Origin of the sequence: Acinetobacter sp. SFD, from assembly GCF_001647575.1 — a bacterium.
Taxonomy (GTDB): Bacteria; Pseudomonadota; Gammaproteobacteria; order Pseudomonadales; family Moraxellaceae; genus Acinetobacter; species Acinetobacter pecorum.
The window spans coordinates 588,309-608,835 of the sequence record NZ_LSZJ01000001.1; the positions used below are offsets into that span (position 1 = coordinate 588,309).

Below are 20,527 nucleotides of genomic sequence, written 5' to 3' on the forward strand. Positions count from 1 at the left end.
AATGTGGTTTTTACTACAAAACGATAAAGATTATTTACTATACATCCCGAGCGCGCTATGACACCTTAAAACCACACTTCAGTCGAAAAATTTCTTTGAAAAAAGCATCTTAAAGATGCTTGAATGGAAAAAAACAACATAGAGCTTAGGTAGTGCCCATGAAATTAGATAAAATTCCTGAACGTCTCGACGCGAACCTGGATCTGGAAAAAATCCGCGACGAATGCCTGGAACTCACCAAAAAACGCGCCTACTATTCTGCCGGTGCCGCTGTTATTCCGGTACCTTTTATGGACGTGGTCATTGATGTCGGTATCTTGTCGCAATTAATTCCCGAGATCAATGCCCGCTTTGGCTTGGCCCCTGACCAGATCAGTGTTTACGATCCAAAAACCCGTCAGATCCACTGGCAGGAGCTGCGTAAACGTGGCGTAGAGTTTTCTGGTCTGGTGGTCGCACGGACGGCAGTTAAAAAATCTTTGAACAATGTTGCAGCGAAAGTGCTGATAAAGCAAGTCACAAAATTCATTCCGCTAGGGGGTCAACTGGTTGCTGCAAGTCTGGGTTATTTTGTCATGAAAAAAATTGCCGATGCCCATGTGCAAGACTGCTATCGCACGGCCAAAAGTATCCAGCAAAAACAGGTAGCACAGGCTTAATCCTGCGCAAGCTGAATATTTTAGACAATTGCTTTCCTTTACTTCAGGCAGATTTATTCTGCCTGAAGCTGTTTTAAAATGACCTTTAACACTTCGACCCGTGCGGTATTTTTATCATCGGTGGCAATAATATGCCAAGGCGCATAATCGGTTGAGGTACGTTCAAACACGTCCGCTGCTGCTTTTAGATAATCATCCCAACGTGCCCGGTTTCGCCAGTCTTCGTCGGTAATTTTAAAACGTTTATGCGGTGTTTCTTCACGTGCCTTGAAACGTACTGCCTGTTCATCTTTGGAGATCGCCAACCAGATTTTTACGATAACGGTTTGATGCTTGACCAGGCTCTGCTCAAAACGGTTAATTTCTCCATAGGCACGCTGCCATTCTGCCGCACTGATCAGCCTCTCGACCCGCTCGACCAGGACCCGCCCGTACCAGGAACGGTCAAAAATACAGATGTCATCATCGGTTTGCAGTTTGGTCCAGAAGCGCCATAAATAGGGATGGCTATGTTCATATGTTTCGGGTGCCGAAATACTGTAAATTTCATATTCACGCGGATCAAGTTTCTTGACAATGCGCTTGATGGCTCCCCCCTTCCCCGCAGCATCCATGCCTTCAAACAGAATTACCACATTACGCGGATCGGAACGCATGGCTTGGGCAACCTTAGCGCTTAACTTTTTCAGTTCCGGTTTATATTCTTCTGGTGCAGCCCGCGTATTGGCAGGATGTTTCAACTGCTCGGGAATCTTGGCCTGTTTCCATTTCCCGCTGGCTCTGACTCGATGTTCGGGACAGTTTTCCATCGCATTCAGAACGTACTGGGCAAATTGCTGGTCGCGCCATTTTTCATTTTTGCTGTCAATAACAAACCAGTCCTCAGTAAAGCGCTGCCGCAAACGCTGCAAGTTCTCGTACTGTTTTCTGTTCCGCCAGTCTACCCCCTGCATTTGATGCCAGTGGGTTTCACTTGGGTCCATGGCCTTCAAACGTTTTTGCAGGTCCTTCCATGACAGATTGAACCAGACCTTGACTACATCCACATGGTTATTTTTCAGATCCTGCTCAAAGTCCTGCATTTCTTTCAGGTATTCATTAAACTGTGCTTCATTAATTGGGTCAGATACCCGCATTGCACTGTTAAGTAAATCGGTATACCAGTTGCCAAACAGCACGACGATCTGCCCTTCGGCTGGAATAAATTGCGCATAAGGCTGCCAGAACACCTGTTTGGGACTGACCGCTTGTGGTTCATCGGCCTTCACCCTCAGATAACGTGGATCGACCCATTCACGCAACTGTTTGACCGCTTCGCCCTTGCCAGCCAACTCGATACCATTGACCAGAATAAGCAGACTTTTAGCATTTTTCTGGCCGCGCGTTTTTCTTAAATCGTATTGGGCATCAATTAGCTCGGCCGATAACTGATCTTCATCCATTAACTGGAATTGTGGTTGTTCCATCTGTATCTTCAACCTTTATCTTTTATTCTTGTTGCAGTATAGCGAGGAGCTTTGGGCCAAAAATAGCGTTGGCAACGTTTTTCACACGATTAGATTGCCTGTTTAAACAACAAATTGACATTCAAATAAGTAATCATTGACCAATTTGTCATAGCGAGATTGAGCCACACCCTCTAAGATTCTGACATCGCAAAAATCATATTTGAAAAATTCATGTCCAAACTTGCCCGATTAGATGAACTTTTAGAACAATATTATCAGCTCAAGTATCACACTCAGCCTGAAATTTTAAGCCGTTTACAGGATGTACAGGCATGGCAGAAAGCACGAATGCAGCGTACCCATCAGCAGCATTTTTCTGAAAAAAACAATCAGCTGATGGCAGAATATTTCCTGAACCGGCTTTATGGTGGCTCAGACTTTGATGCACTGGCTGAACAGATTGCACGGCTGATGAAATATGCACACAAGGCAGAAAAAATTATTCCAGAAAATGCAATTAAAACTGGAACTTCAGGCGTAGAACTGGCGATCCTGGCGGTGCAGCTGGACGAACAGGTCGCGATTCAGCTGCTAAAGGATTACCCAGCCCACACAGCATTAACTGATGAAATGATGCGCCTGACCTACCTGAAACTGGATCAGGGTGAAGCACGCTTAAAACAGCTGGCTCTACTGGACCAGCTAGGGGTCAGCCTGGATAAATATATGCGTTCTTTTGTGGTCTATACTGCCTTTAAAATGTGTAAAAGCGCGGCCAACAAGTATCATTTTCAGGTGATGTATGAGTTTATGCAGGACGGATTTCAGGCTATGAAACCGTTAAAGTCGGCAGAAAAATTTGTAACCGATTTTACTGCAATCGAACGCGGTATCATTGACAAGGTACATTCAGGCGATCCATTACCCTTCCAATAATAGCTTCTTTGCTGATCTACAATGGATGCTATTCACCGTCCTGTCTGATCCTGATATTTTCAGGTTTTTGTGGCAGGACAGCGCAAGTGACAAATCATATGAATTATTCGATCACTGGCCATGAAGATTTCCGCCCACATTCCTATTTTTCTGTATATTATTCATAACAATTGCATCATGACTGCTGAATAACATCCAAGAATCTGTCATTATGCAGACAATGCAAGATTAACCCGATTGATATGTTAGGAGTGACTCCAATGTCAAATGAAAATACAACGCCTACCCCTACACCCGAGTCGGCACAACAGACAGACAAAGTGAGCCCATTCTTAACCACTCCGCTTCCACAAGGTGCTCCACAAGGTCAGCAACAATCTCTAGAACAACGCCTGACCGATACGCCTGTGACGGGCACTATCCCTAAATATAACCTGCCACGCGGTGCCAATACCGGCAATGTCGGAACTACCACGCATTTTGGCTACCAGACCGTAAACAGCGATGAAAAAGCCCAGAAAGTGGCTGAAGTGTTCCATTCGGTCGCCAGCAAATATGACATCATGAATGACCTGATGTCTTTTGGTATTCACCGCCTATGGAAACGTTTTGCGATTAACATGTCAGGTGTGCGCCGTGGCCAGCATGTGCTGGATATCGCAGGGGGTACGGGTGACCTGGCAAAAGTATTTAGCCGTGAAGTCGGCCCAACCGGTCATGTGGTGTTATCTGACATCAACGAATCAATGCTCAATGTTGGTCGTGACCGTCTGATCGATGCAGGTTGCACCAATGTCGACTTCGTCCTGGCCAATGCTGAAACTTTAGAACCGTTCGCCGACAACAGCTTTGACCTGGTGACGATTTCTTTTGGCCTGCGTAACGTAACAGATAAAGATGCGGCACTGGCTGCAATGTACCGTGTGCTTAAGCCAGGCGGCCGTTTGCTCATTCTGGAATTTTCTAAACCGGTGTTTGAACCATTTTCGAAACTGTATGACCTGTATTCGTTCACCGCGCTACCAATCATGGGTAAAATCATTGCCAATGATTCAGAAAGCTATAAATATCTGGCTGAATCGATCCGTATGCATCCAGATCAGCGCACCCTGAAAGGCATGATGGAAAATGCCGGCTTCCAGAACTGTGACTACCACAACCTGACTGGTGGTATTGTTGCCGTTCACCGTGGCTTCAAGCTTTAAGGGCCTTAGCCAATGTGGTCAATTCTCGCCCTAGGTACTATTGAACGCGTGATTCATCATGTGATTGATCTGGATGCAATTACCCGTATTCAGCTCAATGCCTTGGCCGGTAAAATGTTGCGGGTGGTGATCGCCTCACCGCAACTGTCAGTCGATGTCTTTTTCGATGACGGCAAGGTTCGTCTGGAACCGACCGCAACCGGTCATTCTGAAGTATCTTCCATCTTCGAACAGCGGCCTTATGAAGCGAACAGTGCGCAGATTTCTGAAGCAACAGCGACTTTACAGGTCAGCAATGTCGTAGAACTGCTCAAGCTGCTGCTTGCTGACGAAGTCGGTAATATTCCACTGCAAGGCGACTATAAGCTCTTGCAAGAGATCCAGCGCATCATGCAGCAGGCTGAACCTGATCTGGCAACGCATTTAAGCCCCTGGATTGGCCCTGCGCTGGCACATGAAATCGGCAAATTGCAACTTGCGCCAAAATATTTGAAGCGTACGTTGCAAAGCCAGTTATTTTTTGTCGAAGATGCCCTGAAAGAAGACAGTGGCCTGTTTGCTCCACGCTGGCAAATGGATGACCTGAATCAGGATACCCGTATCCTGAACCAGAATTTAGACCGTGTCGAAGCCAAAATCCATCAGCTTCAGGCCCAGATTGAAAATCAGCAAGATTCAACTCAGAACTAGGTACACCACTTTATGATTCCGCATGTTTCACGTTTACTCGAACTCTGGCGCATTGCCGCGCATTATCGACTCGACACGTTGTTTCCTGCGGAAGAACTCCCTGAAAAAAGCCGTCATGTCCTGTCCCTGATTCGTATGCACCCGGCAGCCTGGTCTAGCCGTGAGCGTAAAAATCCACTCAAGCTTAAAGAAGCTTTAGAGGAAATGGGGCCACTGGCGATCAAGCTGGGGCAATTGCTTTCGACCCGTCGTGACCTGATTCCACCTGAAGTTTTACAGCAGCTGGTGTTATTGCAAGACCAGGTCAAGCCCTTTGACAACGACGTCGCCAAAATGCGTATTCAGGAATCGTTAAAGGCCGATGTAAATACCCTGTTTGCCCGTTTTGATGCCCAGCCTCTGGCAGCTGCTTCAATTGCGCAGGTACATACCGCAGCACTGCATGATGGCCGGGAAGTCGTGGTCAAAGTCACCCGCCCGAATATTCGCCAGCAGATCTTGCAGGATTTTGAGATTTTGAACTGGCTGGGTGATTTTCTGGAAAAGCGTCTGGAAGCAGCACGTGCCCTACATTTGTCGGAGATCATTCAGGACTATCGACAGATTATTCTGAACGAGCTGGACCTGACGCTGGAAGCCGATAATACCCGCCGGATGCGTCATTACTTCACCGGCTCCAGCATGATGTATGTGCCTGAAGTCTATATGGACAGCAAGGATGTACTGGTCGCAGAACGGATTACCGGTGTGCCGATTTCAGATATTGCCACCTTTGATGAACTGGGCATGGACCGTGCTGATCTGGCGCGTAAAGGTCTGACCATTTTCTTTACCCAAGTGTTCCGTGACAACTTCTTCCATGCCGACATGCATCCAGGCAATGTCTTTGTGGAAACCATCAATCCGGCCAATCCGCGCTTTATTGCGCTGGACTGCGCGATTATGGGTGAACTGTCCAAGCATGACCAGATGACTGTGGCGCGTATGCTGCTGGCGGTCATGAACAGTGACTTTATGCAGCTGATCCAGATTGTGCATCAGGCAGGCTGGATTCCACCAGGTACCGATCAGGATGCCTTGGCCCGCGAAATGCGTCGTACTGTTGGCCCAATGGTCTCCAAACCGATGCATGAGCTGGACTTTGCCGGTATTCTGATTCAGGTCATGGATATTGCCCGTCGTTTCCACCTGGAAATTCCTCCACAACTGATGCTGTTACTGAAAACGCTGGTTCATGTGGAAGGTTTGGGTACGGATCTTTATCCAGAACTGGATATCTGGAGTCTGGCCAAACCGATTCTGACGGACTGGATCAAGGCTCAGGTAAATCCACAAAAGAACCTGAAAGAACTGGGACAGAAAATCCCGGATCTACTGTTAGGGGCGCAGGATTTACCCACCCTGATGATCGACAGCCTGAATGGTCTGAAAAACCAGTCGGCCTGGCATGCCAAACAGCTCAATGAACTGCAAAGCATGCGTCTGCAAATGGAACATCAGCAGAAACGCAGCTGGATGTTTGGCAGTATCATGGCGATTCTGCTTTCAATTGCAATTATTTCACCCTGGTTTGTCTCAGTCATTCTGATTGCGCTGGCAAGCGTTCTGGCAGTCTGGCGGATTGCGAAATAACTAAATGAGCTTTAAAAAACCTGACACTGTTCAGGTTTTTTGTTTTCTGGACATAGCATGACTGCAAAGTCACCTTCGGGCACATCTTGCCATTGGGTCTGGTAAGCAGAGGCTTAAAATAAGCCTCACTGATCGAATATGGGTTGAACCTCTATGCAGATTTTACAAAAACATGCGCCTGCCCTGAGAATCCGGGCCGGACATCTGGCACGTGAGCTGATTCTGGAACAAGGTTTGCAACCCGAACAGGTCGATATTGTGCCAGGTGCGGCAGGCGGCCCCAAAGGCATCGGTATTCAAGGACTGGATCAGGCCATTTTTGGCGAGTTTTTTTCACGTGCTCCTCAGCGTAGAACTTTGGTGGGCTCATCCATTGGTAGCTGGCGTTTTGCCAGTATTGCCGCACATGGAGCTCAACAGGGAACCGAACGCTTGGGTGAGCTGTATACAAACCTTTATTTTCATAAAAAAATGACCCGCCAAGAGGTCAGCGAAGTTTGCCGTGGCATGCTGCTGGATCTGGTCCAGGGTAAGGAAACTGATCTGGTTAATCATCCTGATTACCATCTGACAGTTTTGTCGATCAAGGCCCAGCATATTTTCCAGAGTGATAAAGCTTTACCATTACTGGCTTCTGTAGCGGGAATTGTCGGAACCACAGCAGTGGCGCGCAAACATAGCCGGCATTTCATGCAGCGGGTCATCAGCCAGCCGAATATCGGTGAACAGTTTAAAATTACCGATGATGGCTTCACTACGCATTACCATCCCCTGACCGAGCAAAGTGTGTTGTCCTGGCTGATGGCTTCTGCCTCCATTCCGGGTGTGATGGCAGCGGTGAATAATATCCCGGATGCACCGCAGGGCTATTACCGTGATGGTGGCCTGATCGACTATCACATAGACCTGCCCTTCCAGAGCAAAGGCATTGTGCTGTATCCGCATTTTACCGACAGTATCACGCCCGGCTGGTTTGACAAGTTATTTAAACGTACCTCAAATCCGGAGAATCAGGCACGAACTTTGCTCATCTCTCCTTCTCAGGAATATCTGCAAAGTTTGCCTTTGGGTCGCTTACCGGACCGTAAAGACTTCACTTTAAAAGGTTTAGATCAAACCCAGCGGATTCAGCTCTGGAAACAATGTATTGCTGAAAGCCAGCGCCTGGGAGATGAGTTTCTGGAACTGGTCGAAAAGCAGAATTTTGCTGAAGTGATACAGACCTTGTAATTGGCCGCAGCTGCCCGATTATTTGTATAATTGCCTTAATTTTTTGAGCTGTTGAGATTTATGCAGAAGTTTTTAGTTGTCCTGCAATATGCCTGTATCGCCTTTGGTCTTTATCTGATGTATAGCGTCGGCATGTCGCTGTATACCCAGCAATTTGAGCTGATGGAACTGGTGGCCGATATTGGTACCATCCTGATCTGTCTGGATTTGGGGGTGTTTTTATATACCAGTAAAGGTAAGTCTGGCATTAGCATGGAAGAATATGCAAAAAGACTGGAACAGCCACCGTCTAAGCTGGTCTATGTGACACGAAAACTGGGGCATCTTGGTATTTTACTGATTATTACCAGCTGGATTGTGCCGATGATCAATTCATAAAATCAGACATAAAAAAACCTCCTATTGGGAGGTTTTTTTATTGGTTAATTAAAGATTATTTCGAACCTTTAATCCCGGCTTGCAATAACAATGCACCCAAACCACCAATTTTTTGTTCTTGTGGTTTAGCCGCCTGCGGTTTCTTGCCATGCGGGCGATCACCTTGCGGACGTGCTTGCTGTGGACGTTTGCCTTGAGGCTTACGTTCACCACGTGCTTCATTGTTTTCACGGCGTGGCTGACGTGGTGCTTTCGCTGGGGCTGCCGAACCTTCAGGACGCATCGACAAATTCACGCGATTACGTTCAGCATCCACATTCAAAACACGTACTTGCACGATTTGACCTGGTTTCACCACTTTATGCGGATCAGCGACAAATTCATTGGCCAGTTCAGAAATGTGTACCAAACCGTCTTGATGTACACCGACATCGACAAAAGCACCGAAGTTAGTCACATTGGTCACTACACCTTCCAGTTGCATGCCTTCAGTCAATTGTGCAACTTCAGTGATATCGTCACGGAACTTGGCGGTACGGAATTCTGGACGCGGATCACGGCCCGGTTTTTCAAGTTCGCTCAATACATCTTGAATCGTAGGTAGCCCAAATTTATCATCCACAAATTCTTCAGGATTCACCTGGCGAATGATTTCCGTGTTGCCAATGATGTTTTTTACCGTTGTTGCTTTCGCTTCGACAATTTTAGATACCAGTGGATAAGACTCTGGGTGAACTGCAGAAGCATCCAGTGGCTCAGAACCATTTTGAATACGTAAGAAACCTGCAGCCTGCTCGAAAGTACGCTCACCTAAACGTGGCACTTTTTTCAAGGACTGACGGTTATCAAAGCGGCCATTTTCCTTACGGAATTCTACAATTTGCTGGGCAATCGATTTATTCAGACCGGCGATATAACCCAGAATTGCAGAAGAGGCAGTGTTGACATCGACACCCACCGAGTTCACACAGTCTTCAACGACCGCTTCCAGCGTTTTCGCCAGACCAGTCTGGTTCACGTCATGCTGGTACTGACCTACACCGATTGATTTAGGATCGATTTTAACCAGCTCAGCAAGAGGGTCTTGCAGACGGCGTGCAATTGAAACTGCACCACGAATTGAAACGTCTAAATCTGGCAATTCTTGTGATGCAAGTTCAGATGCTGAATATACTGATGCACCAGCTTCCGATACAGACACACGGGTCAGTTTCAGGTCGCTATTGGCAGCCATCATTTCAGCCACAAGCGCTTCAGTTTCACGGCTTGCTGTACCATTACCGATCGCAATCAGGTCGACATTGAACTCGCGGCATAAACGTGCCAGCTCGGCCAGTGAACCTTCTTTATCATCTTTTGGTGCAAACGGATAAATGGTGCTGTATGCAAGAACATCGCCTGACTCATTTACGACTGCCAGTTTCACACCAGTACGGATGCCAGGGTCTACACCTAATGTCGTACGAGCACCAGCGGGTGCAGAAAGCAGCAAATGACGCAGGTTTTCAGCAAAGACCTGCATCGCTTCTGCTTCAGCAGCCAGACGTTTTTCAGTCAATAAAGAATGTTCGATGCTTGGACGGACTTTACCCAGCCAGAACAGCTTTGCAGTCTGTTTCAGGAAATCCTGACGAGACTGTGGCTGAATGGCATCCAGGTTATATTCGGTTTCAATACGCGCCAATGGTGCGTCATCTTCGCCATCCACTTTCAGACCCAGGACATTTTCCTGACGGCCACGCAGCATGGCCAGTAAACGATGTGAAGGAACTTTGTTCAGGTTTTCAGAGAAATCGAAATAATCACGGAATTTCTTGCCAACTTCTTTTTTCTCTTCACTCGCCACCAGACTTTTCAGCACGGCAGTTTTGGCAAACATTGCTTTGAGCTCGGTAGTTAAAGCAATATTTTGTGCCCAGTCATCAATCAGAATGTGCTGGATCGCATCAAGCTGACTTTCTTGATCTGGATAATCTTCATGGCTAAAGCCCGCCAAAGCTTCAGCTGGATCAACGGCTTCGTTAAAGATTTTTTCGGCAATTGGCCCTAAACCAGCTTCTTTGGCCTTGAATGATTTACTGGTCCGTTTTGGACGGTACGGCGCGTAAATTTCTTCTAATGCATTTTTGGTTTCAGCGGCATTCACACGCGCCAATAAATCATCAGACAATTTATCTTGTTCTTTGAGTGATTCAATCACCTTTTCACGGCGCTCATACAAATCACGCAAGTATGATAAACGCGTATCGAGTTGACGTAGTTGCGTATCGTCTAAGCCTTGCGTTACTTCTTTACGGTAACGTGCAATAAAAGGAACACTGGCACCTTCATCAATAAGCTTGATGGCAGCCTCAACTTGATTTGGACGTACGGCAAGTTCTTTTGCCAACTGCTGAACTAAGTCAGTCATCGTGTTTGATCCCACAAGGATAAGTACTAAATGGCATGATTATAAAGACCGGGTCTATAAAATCCACCATTGTTTTTATTAATTTATATAAGCTTCAGATAAAGGCATACGATCGATTTTCAGTTTTTTGGCTAAAATTTGCATGAACTTTGCATTTTATTCTTTTCCCAAGACGGTTTTTTTCGCATATAGATGTATATATTTGGTATCTATGTCTTGATTTTAACTGCAATATTTGGTGCTTTAGAGCATAGTCAATTAATATCTATGAATCGTATACTCAAAGCCTATCTGATTTTTGTTTATGACGACAATAAAGAATAAAGGAGCATCTCATGAGTTTAGTTGTGCCTGCTGAAAAATCCGATGCCGTACATACCGAAACGGACCGAGTCGAACGGATATTAGTAGTTGATGATGATGTTCGTCTGCGTACTCTATTGCAGCGCTTCCTCGAAGACAAAGGTTTTGTGGTTAAAACCGCACATGATGCCACACAGATGGATCGACTTTTACAGCGGGAACTGTTTTCTCTGATCGTACTCGATTTTATGCTGCCTGTCGAAGATGGCTTGAGTATCTGCCGTCGCCTACGCCAATCCAACATCGATACCCCGATTATCATGCTGACTGCTCGTGGTAGCGATTCTGACCGTATTGCTGGTCTGGAAGCGGGTGCCGACGATTACCTGCCTAAACCATTTAACCCGAATGAATTACTGGCACGTATTCGTGCAGTATTGCGCCGCCAGGTGCGCGAAGTACCCGGTGCACCAAGCCAGCAAATGGAAGTGGTCACCTTTGGTCCCTGGTCGCTCGACTTGTCTACCCGCACCCTGACCCGTGAAGGTCAAGTGGTGACTTTGACTACCGGTGAATTTGCGGTACTAAAAGCCCTGGTTCAGCATCCACGTGAACCCCTGACCCGCGACAAGTTGATGAATCTGGCCCGTGGCCGTGAATGGGGTGCAATGGAACGCTCGATTGATGTGCAAGTGTCACGTTTACGTCGTCTGGTTGAAGAGAACCCGGCGCGTGCACGTTATATCCAGACCGTATGGGGAGTGGGTTATGTCTTTGTTCCAGATGGTGCGGAATAAAGGAAAAATTATAGGATAAAGATCACTTCGATTTATTGTCCATCAAGCCATTCGCCGCTGTTTGAGCATCGACTACTTCACAGGCTCGCATGGAAATATGTGAGTTTAGCGAATGGCAAGATTTTTTGGTTACTTTTTTAAGAAAGTAACATGAGAAAATCCTTCAATTAAATGTCAATGCAGTAATACTCCACCCAGAACATCACTGCTGATTTTCAGAACAAAATTGCCCATAGGAAGCTGGCGTGAAACTCGATCCTATCGACCCGCAAAAATTTACCGATTTTGTCAGCTACTCGGAAACAAAACGTACCCGCTGGGAACGCTTTATGGACAAGATCAAACCGCGTTCTGCGGCCATGCGCACCACAGTACTGGTGGTTTTTGTGGTCTGTTTCAGCCTGTTTATGTCTTTGTGGTTCTTTTGGCGTACCTTGTTTCTACCTGAAATTCAGCAACATGCGCGTTATCTGGCCATGGAACTGGAAATTCTCAATAATCCGGATCTACGCCTGTATCACAAACAGCAGGAAGTCGATATCGATGACTGGTTAAAAAATCGGGTCGGCATTGAATATGTCACCAATCCGGCAGAATATCCTACAGTCCGTGAAAAACTGATCGCAGAATTTTTTACCCGCCAGATCGAAACCAAACTGGCCAAAGAGTTACGCATTAAGGAAGCTACGGTCTATTTCCAGTTCAAGCCAAGTCCTCGTATCTGGATCCAGACTCCTGAAATGAATGGTCACTGGGTACAGGAACCTTTAAAGACCTATGCCAATTATAGCAATGAACTGATTTTGGGCTGGCTGCTCGGTACACCGATTATTGTCGGCATCATTATTTTGACTTTGGTACGTCAGCTGAACCGGCCTTTACGCCGTTTGCAGGATGCTGCCAACAGTTATAGTCGTATCGGTTCGGCGCCCTATCTGGATACCAATCATGGTCCACTGGAAATCCGTCAGGTCAATCATGCTTTTAACCAGATGATTTACACGCTGGACCAGACTGAACGCGAACGCCGCATCATGCTGGCCGGTATTTCACATGACTTGCGCACGCCGCTAACACGGATTCGCCTGAGTGCCGAAATGATGCCGGATGAAGACTTTCTCAAAGAAGGCCTGATTTATGATGTCGAAGATATGGATGCCATCCTGAATCAGTTCATCTCCTATATGCGTGATGGTTCTGATGAAGAGCCGCAGGATACCAATGTCAATGTGCTGCTCCAGGAACTGGTCAAGCAGTTTAAACCGCTGGATATCCGCTTTACGCCACAAGACATCCCGACCATTCAGGCGCGCAGCATGTCGCTAAAAAGACTGATTGGTAATCTGATCAATAATTCGAAACGTTATGGTTCAGAACCGATTGAACTGTCTGCTCATGTAGAAGACGGGCACCTGTTGATTTGTGTTGCAGACCATGGAGAAGGCATCCCGGAAGATCAGATTGAAGCCCTGATGCAGCCCTTTGTACGGGGTAATTCTGCACGGACTGTACAAGGCAGCGGCTTGGGCCTGGCGATTGCTAAACGGATTGTCGATATTCACCATGGTCAGTTGCGTATTCATAATCGTCCTGAAGGCGGACTCGAAGCCATCATTTCATTGCCCTTAAATCAGGCTGGTACAGAGACGCCTCCCCCTGCCACCACACTCGATAAAATCCGACAAACCTTGACTGATCACTTTTAAGAAGTGATCAATAATCCAACAAACAACTTTTTAGTTTTTCTATACAATTCATTTTATATTTCATTAAATCAATAATTTAAAAATCATCATTTTTTATTATACCTACATTTAGCTAAAAAATTAGACCTTAGCCTAACACCTATGCACAATACTTTTTTTGAGCGGTACAATCCGTATCATAGTTTAAGAATTAATGAGAGTTAAAATGTCTTTAGATCGTATCCGTTTAGCCTCCCTACACAACAAAGTCATCAGCCCAGAACAGGCGGCTGAATTCATCAAAGATGGCATGACTGTGGGTATGAGTGGCTTTACTCGCGCTGGTGAAGCGAAGGCGGTTCCTCTAGCTTTAGTTCAACAGGCAAAAGCAAATCCATTAAAGATCACGTTGATTACTGGTGCATCACTAGGAAACGATCTAGACAAACAATTGACTGAAGCCGGCGTATTGGCACGTCGCTTACCTTTCCAAGTGGACAACACTTTACGTAAAGCCATCAACAATGGCGAAGTGATGTTCATTGACCAGCATTTGTCTGAAACCGTTGAGCAAATGCGTAACCTGCAGTTGAAAAAACCAGACGTTGCGATCATTGAAGCTGTAGCGATTACTGAAGATGGCGGCATCATTCCAACAACATCTGTTGGTAACTCTGCAAGCTTTGCCATTTTTGCTGAAAAAGTGATTGTAGAAATCAATACCAACCTAAGCCCGGCATTTGAAGGCTTGCACGATATCTACATCCCGACGTATCGTCCAACGCGTCAAGCGATTCCATTGACTCAAGTTGATGAGCGTATCGGTACGCATGCGATCAATATCGATCCATCTAAAATTGTGGGTATCGTATTTAACAGCGAATTACATGACTCTCCATCTACTGTAACTGCGCCAGATGATGAGACACAAAGCATTGCCAACCATTTGATCGCTTTCTTTGAAAAAGAAGTGGCTGAAGAGCGTTTACCGAAAAACCTCGGGCCTCTTCAGGCAGGGATTGGTTCAATCGCAAATGCCGTATTGACCGGTCTGAAAGATTCAAACTTCGAAGACCTGATCATGTACTCAGAAGTTCTGCAAGACTGTACGTTTGAATTGATCGATGCAGGTAAAATGAAGTTTGCTTCAGGTTCTTCTATTACGCTTTCTGCAAAATACGGCGAGAAAGTATTTAACAACCTTGAGCAATACAAAGACAAACTGGTATTACGTCCACAGGAAATTTCAAACCATCCTGAACTGGTACGTCGTTTAGGTATTATCGGTATCAATACTGCGCTTGAGTTTGATATTTACGGTAACGTGAACTCGACCCACGTATGTGGTACCAAAATGATGAACGGTATCGGTGGTTCTGGCGACTTTGCGCGTAATGCACATCTGGCGATCTTCGTGACCAAATCAATCGCAAAAGGTGGTGACATCTCTTCTGTGGTACCGTTCGCTTCACATATCGACCATGCGGAACACGATGTAGATATCCTTGTAACTGAACAGGGTCTGGCAGATCTTCGTGGTCTGGCACCACGTGAGCGTGCACGTGCAGTGATTGATAACTGTGCACACCCAATGTACCGTGATGCGTTAAATGATTACTTTGACCGTGCATGTGCAAAAGGCGGACATACGCCTCACCTTCTTCGTGAAGCGCTGTCTTGGCACTCAAATTTCGAAGAAAATGGTCATATGCTTGCTGTTGAAGCTGCGGTAAAAACTGCATAATTAACTGCATTAAAAAAAACGCCCTACGGGGCGTTTTTTTATGGTTTTTATTTTTCAACATAGCTTATCAAGGGCTCAAAAATCGATTAATCTAAATTGCTCAAAATAAATGCAAAACTATAATTATGTTTATTATTCGCCCCTATTTAGAATCCGATTTAGATGATGTCATTGCACTTTGGGAACTGTGCGGATTGACCCGTCCGTGGAATAACCCTGAAATAGATATCTTTCGTAAATTGGCACAGCGCGATCAACTGTTTTTATTGGCGGTCAAAGATAACCAACTGATTGCAACCGTCATGGGACGGCTACGATGGTCATCGCGGATGGGTCAACTACTTGGCTGTTCATCCCAATTTTCAACGTAATGGTGTTGCAACGGCATTAGTGCAACAACTAGAAAAACGTTTGATTGCTTTAGGTTGTCCAAAGCTTCAACTGCTTATACGTAAAGATAATATTGATGTACAAAGCTTTTATGAACAATTGGGCTATAACGAAATTGAAGTCATTTGTTTAGGTAAGCGCCTAATTCAAGATTAAAGCCTGTCTAATTTTATTTAATCACCCTTACTTTGCATCACAAAATTGATGTGCAATAGTAATCACTGTGTACTTGAAAATGGATTAATTCTACATTCTCTAGAAATGAGCCGAAGATCAAAAAGGGTTTGCATTCCTGGGCTTTAAAATTTAGGATTTGCCCCCATAACTCCTAAAGAATATGGAATAGAGATTTATCATGCGTGTAGATATTTGGTCTGACGTGGTTTGCCCCTTCTGCTATATTGGTAAAAAACGTTTGGAAGCTGCTGCACAACAAGCCGGTATTGAACTGGAAGTACATTGGCACAGTTTCCAGCTCGATCCTGAAGCACCAGTTCGTCAGGAAGTGTCCAACTCTGAACGTCTGGCGCAAAAATATGGCCGCACCGTGGCTGAAGTCGAAGAGATGCAGCGCAATATTGCTGCGATGGCCAAAGAAGAAGGCATTGAATTTAACTGGGAAGGTGCCAACTCAGGCAATACCTTTAATGCACATCGCCTGATTCATCTGGCACAAAGCAAAGGTCTGGGCAATGAAGCTGAGGAAGCGTTATTCTACAGTTATATGACTCAAGGCCTGCCGATTGGTGAACGTGAAACGCTGGAAGATGTTGGAGCGCGAATTGGCCTGAATCCGGTCGAAGTTGATGACCTTCTTGATTCGGATGAATTTGCTGACTTTGTTAAATTTGATCAGGAAGTGGCCCATGACCAGCTTAAGGTCACAGGCGTCCCTTTCTTTGTTTTTGATCAGCGCATTGCTTTGGCGGGTGCTCAGCCTAAGGAAGTTTTCCTGCAAGTTCTTGAAAAAGCATTAGAGCAGCCGCAGCAACAATCATCTGCCAATCAATGCACTACAGAAACCTGTGATGTTCCGGTGAAGCCTGAATAAAGATAAATTCAACTAGAGAAATCCTCATCCAAGATGGGGATTTTTTATGCTTTTTATAAATTTATTCCATCAAAGAATTCATCTTTAGATTGACAGAGTAATCCGTAATTTTATTGTCATTAAACACAATTTTCTCTACCTCAACTCAGGTTAACTGAATATTTTCAATTGCCGCCTAAAAGTCTTGATTACTCAATGAATTGATTGCCATAGCTTTTAGGATTGCTCTATAAACCCCATAAAACGCTCAGGCTGAAAATAAATAAAAGTCCCGCTTAGTCCATTCCTAAAAAATTGTAGAATCTCGAAAATCAGCTTTAAGTTGTGATATTAAAAAAAACAGCTAGCTGCTTTTTTAGTACTCAACCAGATCCATATTCTGACTATAAAAACAAAGCATAATGCCCTGTAAAATCGTAAAAAATCGAATAATTTAAATCCACTAATTCATTGTTTTATAGAGTAATTAATCTAAAATTTACTGCTTAAATTTGCCGAAACTATCATTTTCTATTCAGGCTGATTTGCTATTATTTTACTCGCAGTAAGTTTAAATATTCTCCCATGTTCAAGTTATTGAACGCCCTGATATTAGAGGTCATCTTATGAATGCTCTTAAATTTGCTTTCGCAGCAATCATTATGGCTTTTTCTGTTCAAGCATCAGCGCAAATGACTCAAGTGGTTTATCTACCAGATTTTCCGGTGACTAAAGCACCTGCTGAACCAGTGAATTCAGATTCCACTCCTGTTCAGGCATCCCTGCAAACAGCACAAGTCGTTTATCTGCCAGATTTTCCGGCGACCAAAGCGCCTGCTGAAACAGTAAATTCAGATTCTGCGAATATAGGCGCCAAATATACAGCTTAAAAGCAGAAGCTATTTGTATTAAAACAGGCTGATTGATTCAGCCTGTTTTAATATCAGGTGAATCATATCCAGATTAAAAACCGATCAAGCTAAAAATTTCGACTATTTCTCATTCTGATTTTTTTCTATTGATTTTTATCACTTTTTATTAAAAATTTTGTTTATAAAATATTCAAAATAAATCACTATTTTATATGATCCCTGCTTATAATTGCAGCATAAATATACTGATATCAAGAAATTCTGCTATGCATGAACTTCAAGCATTGCTACAGGGCAAAATTCCACCTCAGGCGATTTCTGTTGATTTTTTAATTGAAATGGCTGAACGCCATACAAATCTAAATTCTGCTGAATATAAGCTGATCGAACTGGCAGTCAACATGATACTCGCCCACACACTGGATCAGGCATTGCAACATCTCTAGAGATCTAAAAATGAATGCTTTAGAAAAAGCACAATTAATTAAAGAATTACAGCAACTAACACGACAACTTGAGTATAAAGCCCTGCCTTTGTATGAAATTGCACGCTCAAAAAAAAGAATACGCGATATTTTTGATCTATGTGATGAGCCTATTTTCAGAGCCCAGATTCTAGCTTTTAAAGCCCGCACCCAACCTGAGCTTGTCGCCTACCAGTTTTCTGAAAATACCGCCTATCATCTCAGCTTCCGTGGTTATTTCATCGAAAGCCAGGTGCTGGAAAAAGCCTTGTATGCCTATCCGGATTCAGGTTGGGCACTTTTACATCGTCCTGAACATGGCTGGCAGCTCTGGCTGATTCCGGCTCCCCACTCTCCTGCCCTGCACAGTCCATGGGCTGAACTGCAACAATGTTATATCTGGCTGTTGCAACAACAGCAGCAGTCGGCTTGTCTGAAAGAAGATCCACCATTATTGACGGTACCGGCTCTATCCCTGAATGAGGCTGAAAGCAGCTTAAAAGTGGAAGAAAAAAGCAAATACCATCGTGGTCAGCCAAGAGCAATAATCCAGGTGCCGGAATCAAGTCACCCTAATGAACCAGCTACTCAAGTAAAAACCCTACTTGAGGATCTTAATCCTCATCCAGAAACAGAAACAATAAGTCATCAAGAACCGGGCCTAGCCATGGAACTCATTCAGTTTCCTGCAGAAATCCAGATAGGTAGCATGATCGCCCAGGTTCGCTCTTTGGGCTTAGAAGAAGCCAATATACAACGGCTCTGTGCTTTAGAACTGGCACCCGATGACGGACATCCCGCCTACCTGGATATTGCCCTATATTATGCCGCAGAAGACAACTGGCAGGCACGTCAGGTCTTTGTGGCTGAGCAATTGAATCTGCAAGGCCAGTTTGTCAAATATCTGATGCTTTTAGGCGTACCAAGTCAGTTGCAGGCACACTATTGCATCCAGCACTGGCTGGCCCAGCATCAACGTCAGGCTGCTGCAATTAAATCACTGGCATGGTCTGCTTTAGCTACCAGTTTCCTGCAAGTGGAGCTCTTTTCAAAAGCTTACCTGCAACAGGCAGAAACGGTCTGGACATCGCCAGATTATTACCCGTTTATATTTTCGCATTTAATCCAGAAGCAGAAATTTATCTTATTTAAAGAAGCTGCTGCAGATTTTTCTACCCCAATACTTTTACTACAAGAACATCAGAAAATTCGAGTGATTCATGGTGAAGCACGTATATCGCTTGCAGAAGATGAGCTGGCCTATCCGCACCTGTTGCTACAACGTGACAAACAGCTAAATTGGCAGAATATTCACAATATTATTTTATCAATGCCACAGCCCATCCAAGTGATGGATCTTTATCGGGAGATTCAGGCTCAAATGATTGAATAATTGCTGTTATTTTGTAGCTTTAACTTGCTTTTCAAGGCCATTTTTTAGAAAACTACACCTAGATATAAGAATACAAGAGCAACAAATAACTCATGCAAATAAACAGGATTACTCCAATCTTACTGCTCTCTCTCGGTATAGGAATGAGCAGTAGTATGTCTTGGGCAAATTCAGTAACAGATGCTCCTGACAATCCGGCAGATACAGAGCCAAATCATTCAGGATTACTGGATCAGATTCCGCGCTTGATCGATGCGACACCTACGATCTTACCGGAACAGTCTGATGAAGCAATTGTGCCCTCCATGACAGAAACTGAAAATAACTCATGGGCCGATAAAAGGCAGAAAGGAATCCGTGAATGGGCAGACAGGACCGCACATAAAATTGACAACTGGTTTGGCAAGACTGACCCAGACCAGCCAGCTAATGCGACTTTACGAATCATTCTGGATAATAGCTGGGACAAATATGAAACTTATGAGATCAAGCCCAGAATTCGAGGAAAAATTAAACTTCCGACTCTGGAGCAGAAATTAAGTCTGGTTTTTGGTGATGACAGTCTGGATAACGAACTGGACACCAATGCTGCCATTACCAATGAAAATCTTGACAATGCCAGGGATAAAAATCTGGATATTCGCCGTACCCGTGAAAACAACAGCTCATTTGCCTTGCGCTGGTCAGAATTCGCCGATGGCCTGCCTTTCGATACCGATCTGGACCTCGGGGTACGTTCTGGCGATGATATCTATGCACGTGCCAAAATCAGTAGAGACTGGACCATGGAGAATGACTTCTCCTTTCATGCGGAACAGATTTACCGTTATGGATTGCAGAGTGAAAACTACCTGCGGACCAATCTTGAGCTGATCCATGCCCGGCCCAATCAGGCCTTTTTTTCCAATCAGCTGAGTCTGACTTATGCGGATGAACAGGAAGATGATCTGACCTGGGACAATTACACCTTCAGACAGCATCAATTTTTTCAGGAAAACCGCTTCAATTACGGTATCTATACAGGCGGTTATCTGGAGGATAAAGATCTGCGTCTGAATCGCTGGGGCCCTTATGTATCTTGGAGACAGCCGTTTCTACGCGAATGGTTTTTTGTACAGGCTGACCTGAACTACCTGAATGATGACCGACTGAACCGTAGCCATTATCTGGGTGCGTTAGTGCGTATGGAAGCCATTTTCTAAACCCAAACTGTCCTGAAAACATCAAAGCCCATAAAATATGGGCTTTTTCATGTTTGGAT

The 20,527-nt window shown here is 44.9% G+C and carries 17 protein-coding genes and 1 pseudogene; 16 read left to right on the forward strand and 2 right to left on the reverse strand.

What is annotated here, in order from left to right:
* Window positions 1-158: 158 nt before the first annotated feature.
* Window positions 159-659 (forward strand): hypothetical protein, encoded by a 501-nt coding sequence (locus AY605_RS02815; protein WP_064094946.1) that lies wholly within the window; start codon window positions 159-161, stop codon window positions 657-659.
* 53 nt (window positions 660-712) lie between these two features.
* Here the strand turns inward: AY605_RS02815 and AY605_RS02820 are convergent, their stop codons facing one another.
* Window positions 713-2,131 carry a phosphate--AMP phosphotransferase gene (locus tag AY605_RS02820; RefSeq protein WP_081406322.1) on the reverse strand — a complete coding sequence of 473 codons (1,419 nt, stop codon included), beginning with the start codon at window positions 2,129-2,131 and terminating at the stop codon, window positions 713-715.
* 207 nt (window positions 2,132-2,338) lie between these two features.
* Between AY605_RS02820 and AY605_RS02825 the strand changes: the two genes are divergently transcribed.
* From AY605_RS02825 to AY605_RS02850, 6 genes are all read left to right on the forward strand, one after another.
* The gene (locus AY605_RS02825) at window positions 2,339-3,043 is read left to right on the forward strand and encodes an FFLEELY motif protein (RefSeq protein WP_064094948.1); all 705 of its coding nucleotides are present in this window, start codon (window positions 2,339-2,341) and stop codon (window positions 3,041-3,043) included.
* 260 nt (window positions 3,044-3,303) lie between these two features.
* Window positions 3,304-4,248: a bifunctional demethylmenaquinone methyltransferase/2-methoxy-6-polyprenyl-1,4-benzoquinol methylase UbiE gene (gene ubiE / locus AY605_RS02830; RefSeq protein ID WP_064094949.1), complete on the forward strand. Its 945-nt coding sequence runs from the start codon at window positions 3,304-3,306 to the stop codon at window positions 4,246-4,248.
* Window positions 4,249-4,260: 12 nt separating this feature from the next.
* Window positions 4,261-4,938 carry a ubiquinone biosynthesis accessory factor UbiJ gene (locus AY605_RS02835; protein ID WP_064094950.1) on the forward strand — a complete coding sequence of 226 codons (678 nt, stop codon included), beginning with the start codon at window positions 4,261-4,263 and terminating at the stop codon, window positions 4,936-4,938.
* Between the two features lie 12 nt (window positions 4,939-4,950).
* Window positions 4,951-6,570, forward strand: a complete 1,620-nt coding sequence (locus AY605_RS02840; RefSeq protein ID WP_064094951.1) for an ABC1 kinase family protein — start codon at window positions 4,951-4,953, stop codon at window positions 6,568-6,570.
* A 153-nt stretch (window positions 6,571-6,723) separates the two neighbouring features.
* Window positions 6,724-7,800, forward strand: a complete 1,077-nt coding sequence (locus tag AY605_RS02845) for a patatin-like phospholipase family protein (RefSeq protein ID WP_064094952.1) — start codon at window positions 6,724-6,726, stop codon at window positions 7,798-7,800.
* A 60-nt stretch (window positions 7,801-7,860) separates the two neighbouring features.
* Entirely contained in the window at window positions 7,861-8,178 is a 318-nt protein-coding gene (locus tag AY605_RS02850) for a hypothetical protein (protein ID WP_064094953.1), read from the forward strand.
* 55 nt (window positions 8,179-8,233) lie between these two features.
* On the opposite strand, the gene AY605_RS02855 is transcribed toward AY605_RS02850, so the two are convergent.
* Window positions 8,234-10,588, reverse strand: coding sequence for a Tex family protein (locus tag AY605_RS02855; RefSeq protein WP_064094954.1), 2,355 nt, complete (start codon window positions 10,586-10,588; stop codon window positions 8,234-8,236).
* 335 nt (window positions 10,589-10,923) lie between these two features.
* Between AY605_RS02855 and ompR the strand changes: the two genes are divergently transcribed.
* The 9 genes and pseudogenes from ompR (at window position 10,924) to AY605_RS02900 (ending at window position 20,468) form a co-directional block, all read left to right on the forward strand.
* A complete protein-coding gene (gene ompR, locus AY605_RS02860) occupies window positions 10,924-11,688 on the forward strand; it encodes a two-component system response regulator OmpR (protein WP_064094955.1) in 765 nt (254 codons plus the stop codon).
* 245 nt (window positions 11,689-11,933) lie between these two features.
* Window positions 11,934-13,394 carry an ATP-binding protein gene (locus tag AY605_RS02865; protein ID WP_064094956.1) on the forward strand — a complete coding sequence of 487 codons (1,461 nt, stop codon included), beginning with the start codon at window positions 11,934-11,936 and terminating at the stop codon, window positions 13,392-13,394.
* Between the two features lie 205 nt (window positions 13,395-13,599).
* Window positions 13,600-15,117, forward strand: coding sequence for an acetyl-CoA hydrolase/transferase family protein (locus tag AY605_RS02870; protein ID WP_064094957.1), 1,518 nt, complete (start codon window positions 13,600-13,602; stop codon window positions 15,115-15,117).
* A 125-nt stretch (window positions 15,118-15,242) separates the two neighbouring features.
* Window positions 15,243-15,663: pseudogene (locus tag AY605_RS02875) on the forward strand (GNAT family acetyltransferase).
* Window positions 15,664-15,862: 199 nt separating this feature from the next.
* Window positions 15,863-16,558 (forward strand): DsbA family oxidoreductase, encoded by a 696-nt coding sequence (locus tag AY605_RS02880; RefSeq protein ID WP_064094958.1) that lies wholly within the window; start codon window positions 15,863-15,865, stop codon window positions 16,556-16,558.
* 605 nt (window positions 16,559-17,163) lie between these two features.
* Window positions 17,164-17,427 (forward strand): hypothetical protein, encoded by a 264-nt coding sequence (locus tag AY605_RS02885; RefSeq protein ID WP_064094959.1) that lies wholly within the window; start codon window positions 17,164-17,166, stop codon window positions 17,425-17,427.
* A 248-nt stretch (window positions 17,428-17,675) separates the two neighbouring features.
* A complete protein-coding gene (locus tag AY605_RS02890) occupies window positions 17,676-17,855 on the forward strand; it encodes a hypothetical protein (protein ID WP_064094960.1) in 180 nt (59 codons plus the stop codon).
* Window positions 17,856-17,865: 10 nt separating this feature from the next.
* Complete coding sequence (locus AY605_RS02895) at window positions 17,866-19,266, forward strand: hypothetical protein (RefSeq protein WP_064094961.1); 1,401 nt, start codon at window positions 17,866-17,868, stop codon at window positions 19,264-19,266.
* Window positions 19,267-19,358: 92 nt separating this feature from the next.
* Entirely contained in the window at window positions 19,359-20,468 is a 1,110-nt protein-coding gene (locus AY605_RS02900; RefSeq protein ID WP_064094962.1) for a hypothetical protein, read from the forward strand.
* Window positions 20,469-20,527 lie beyond the last annotated feature (59 nt).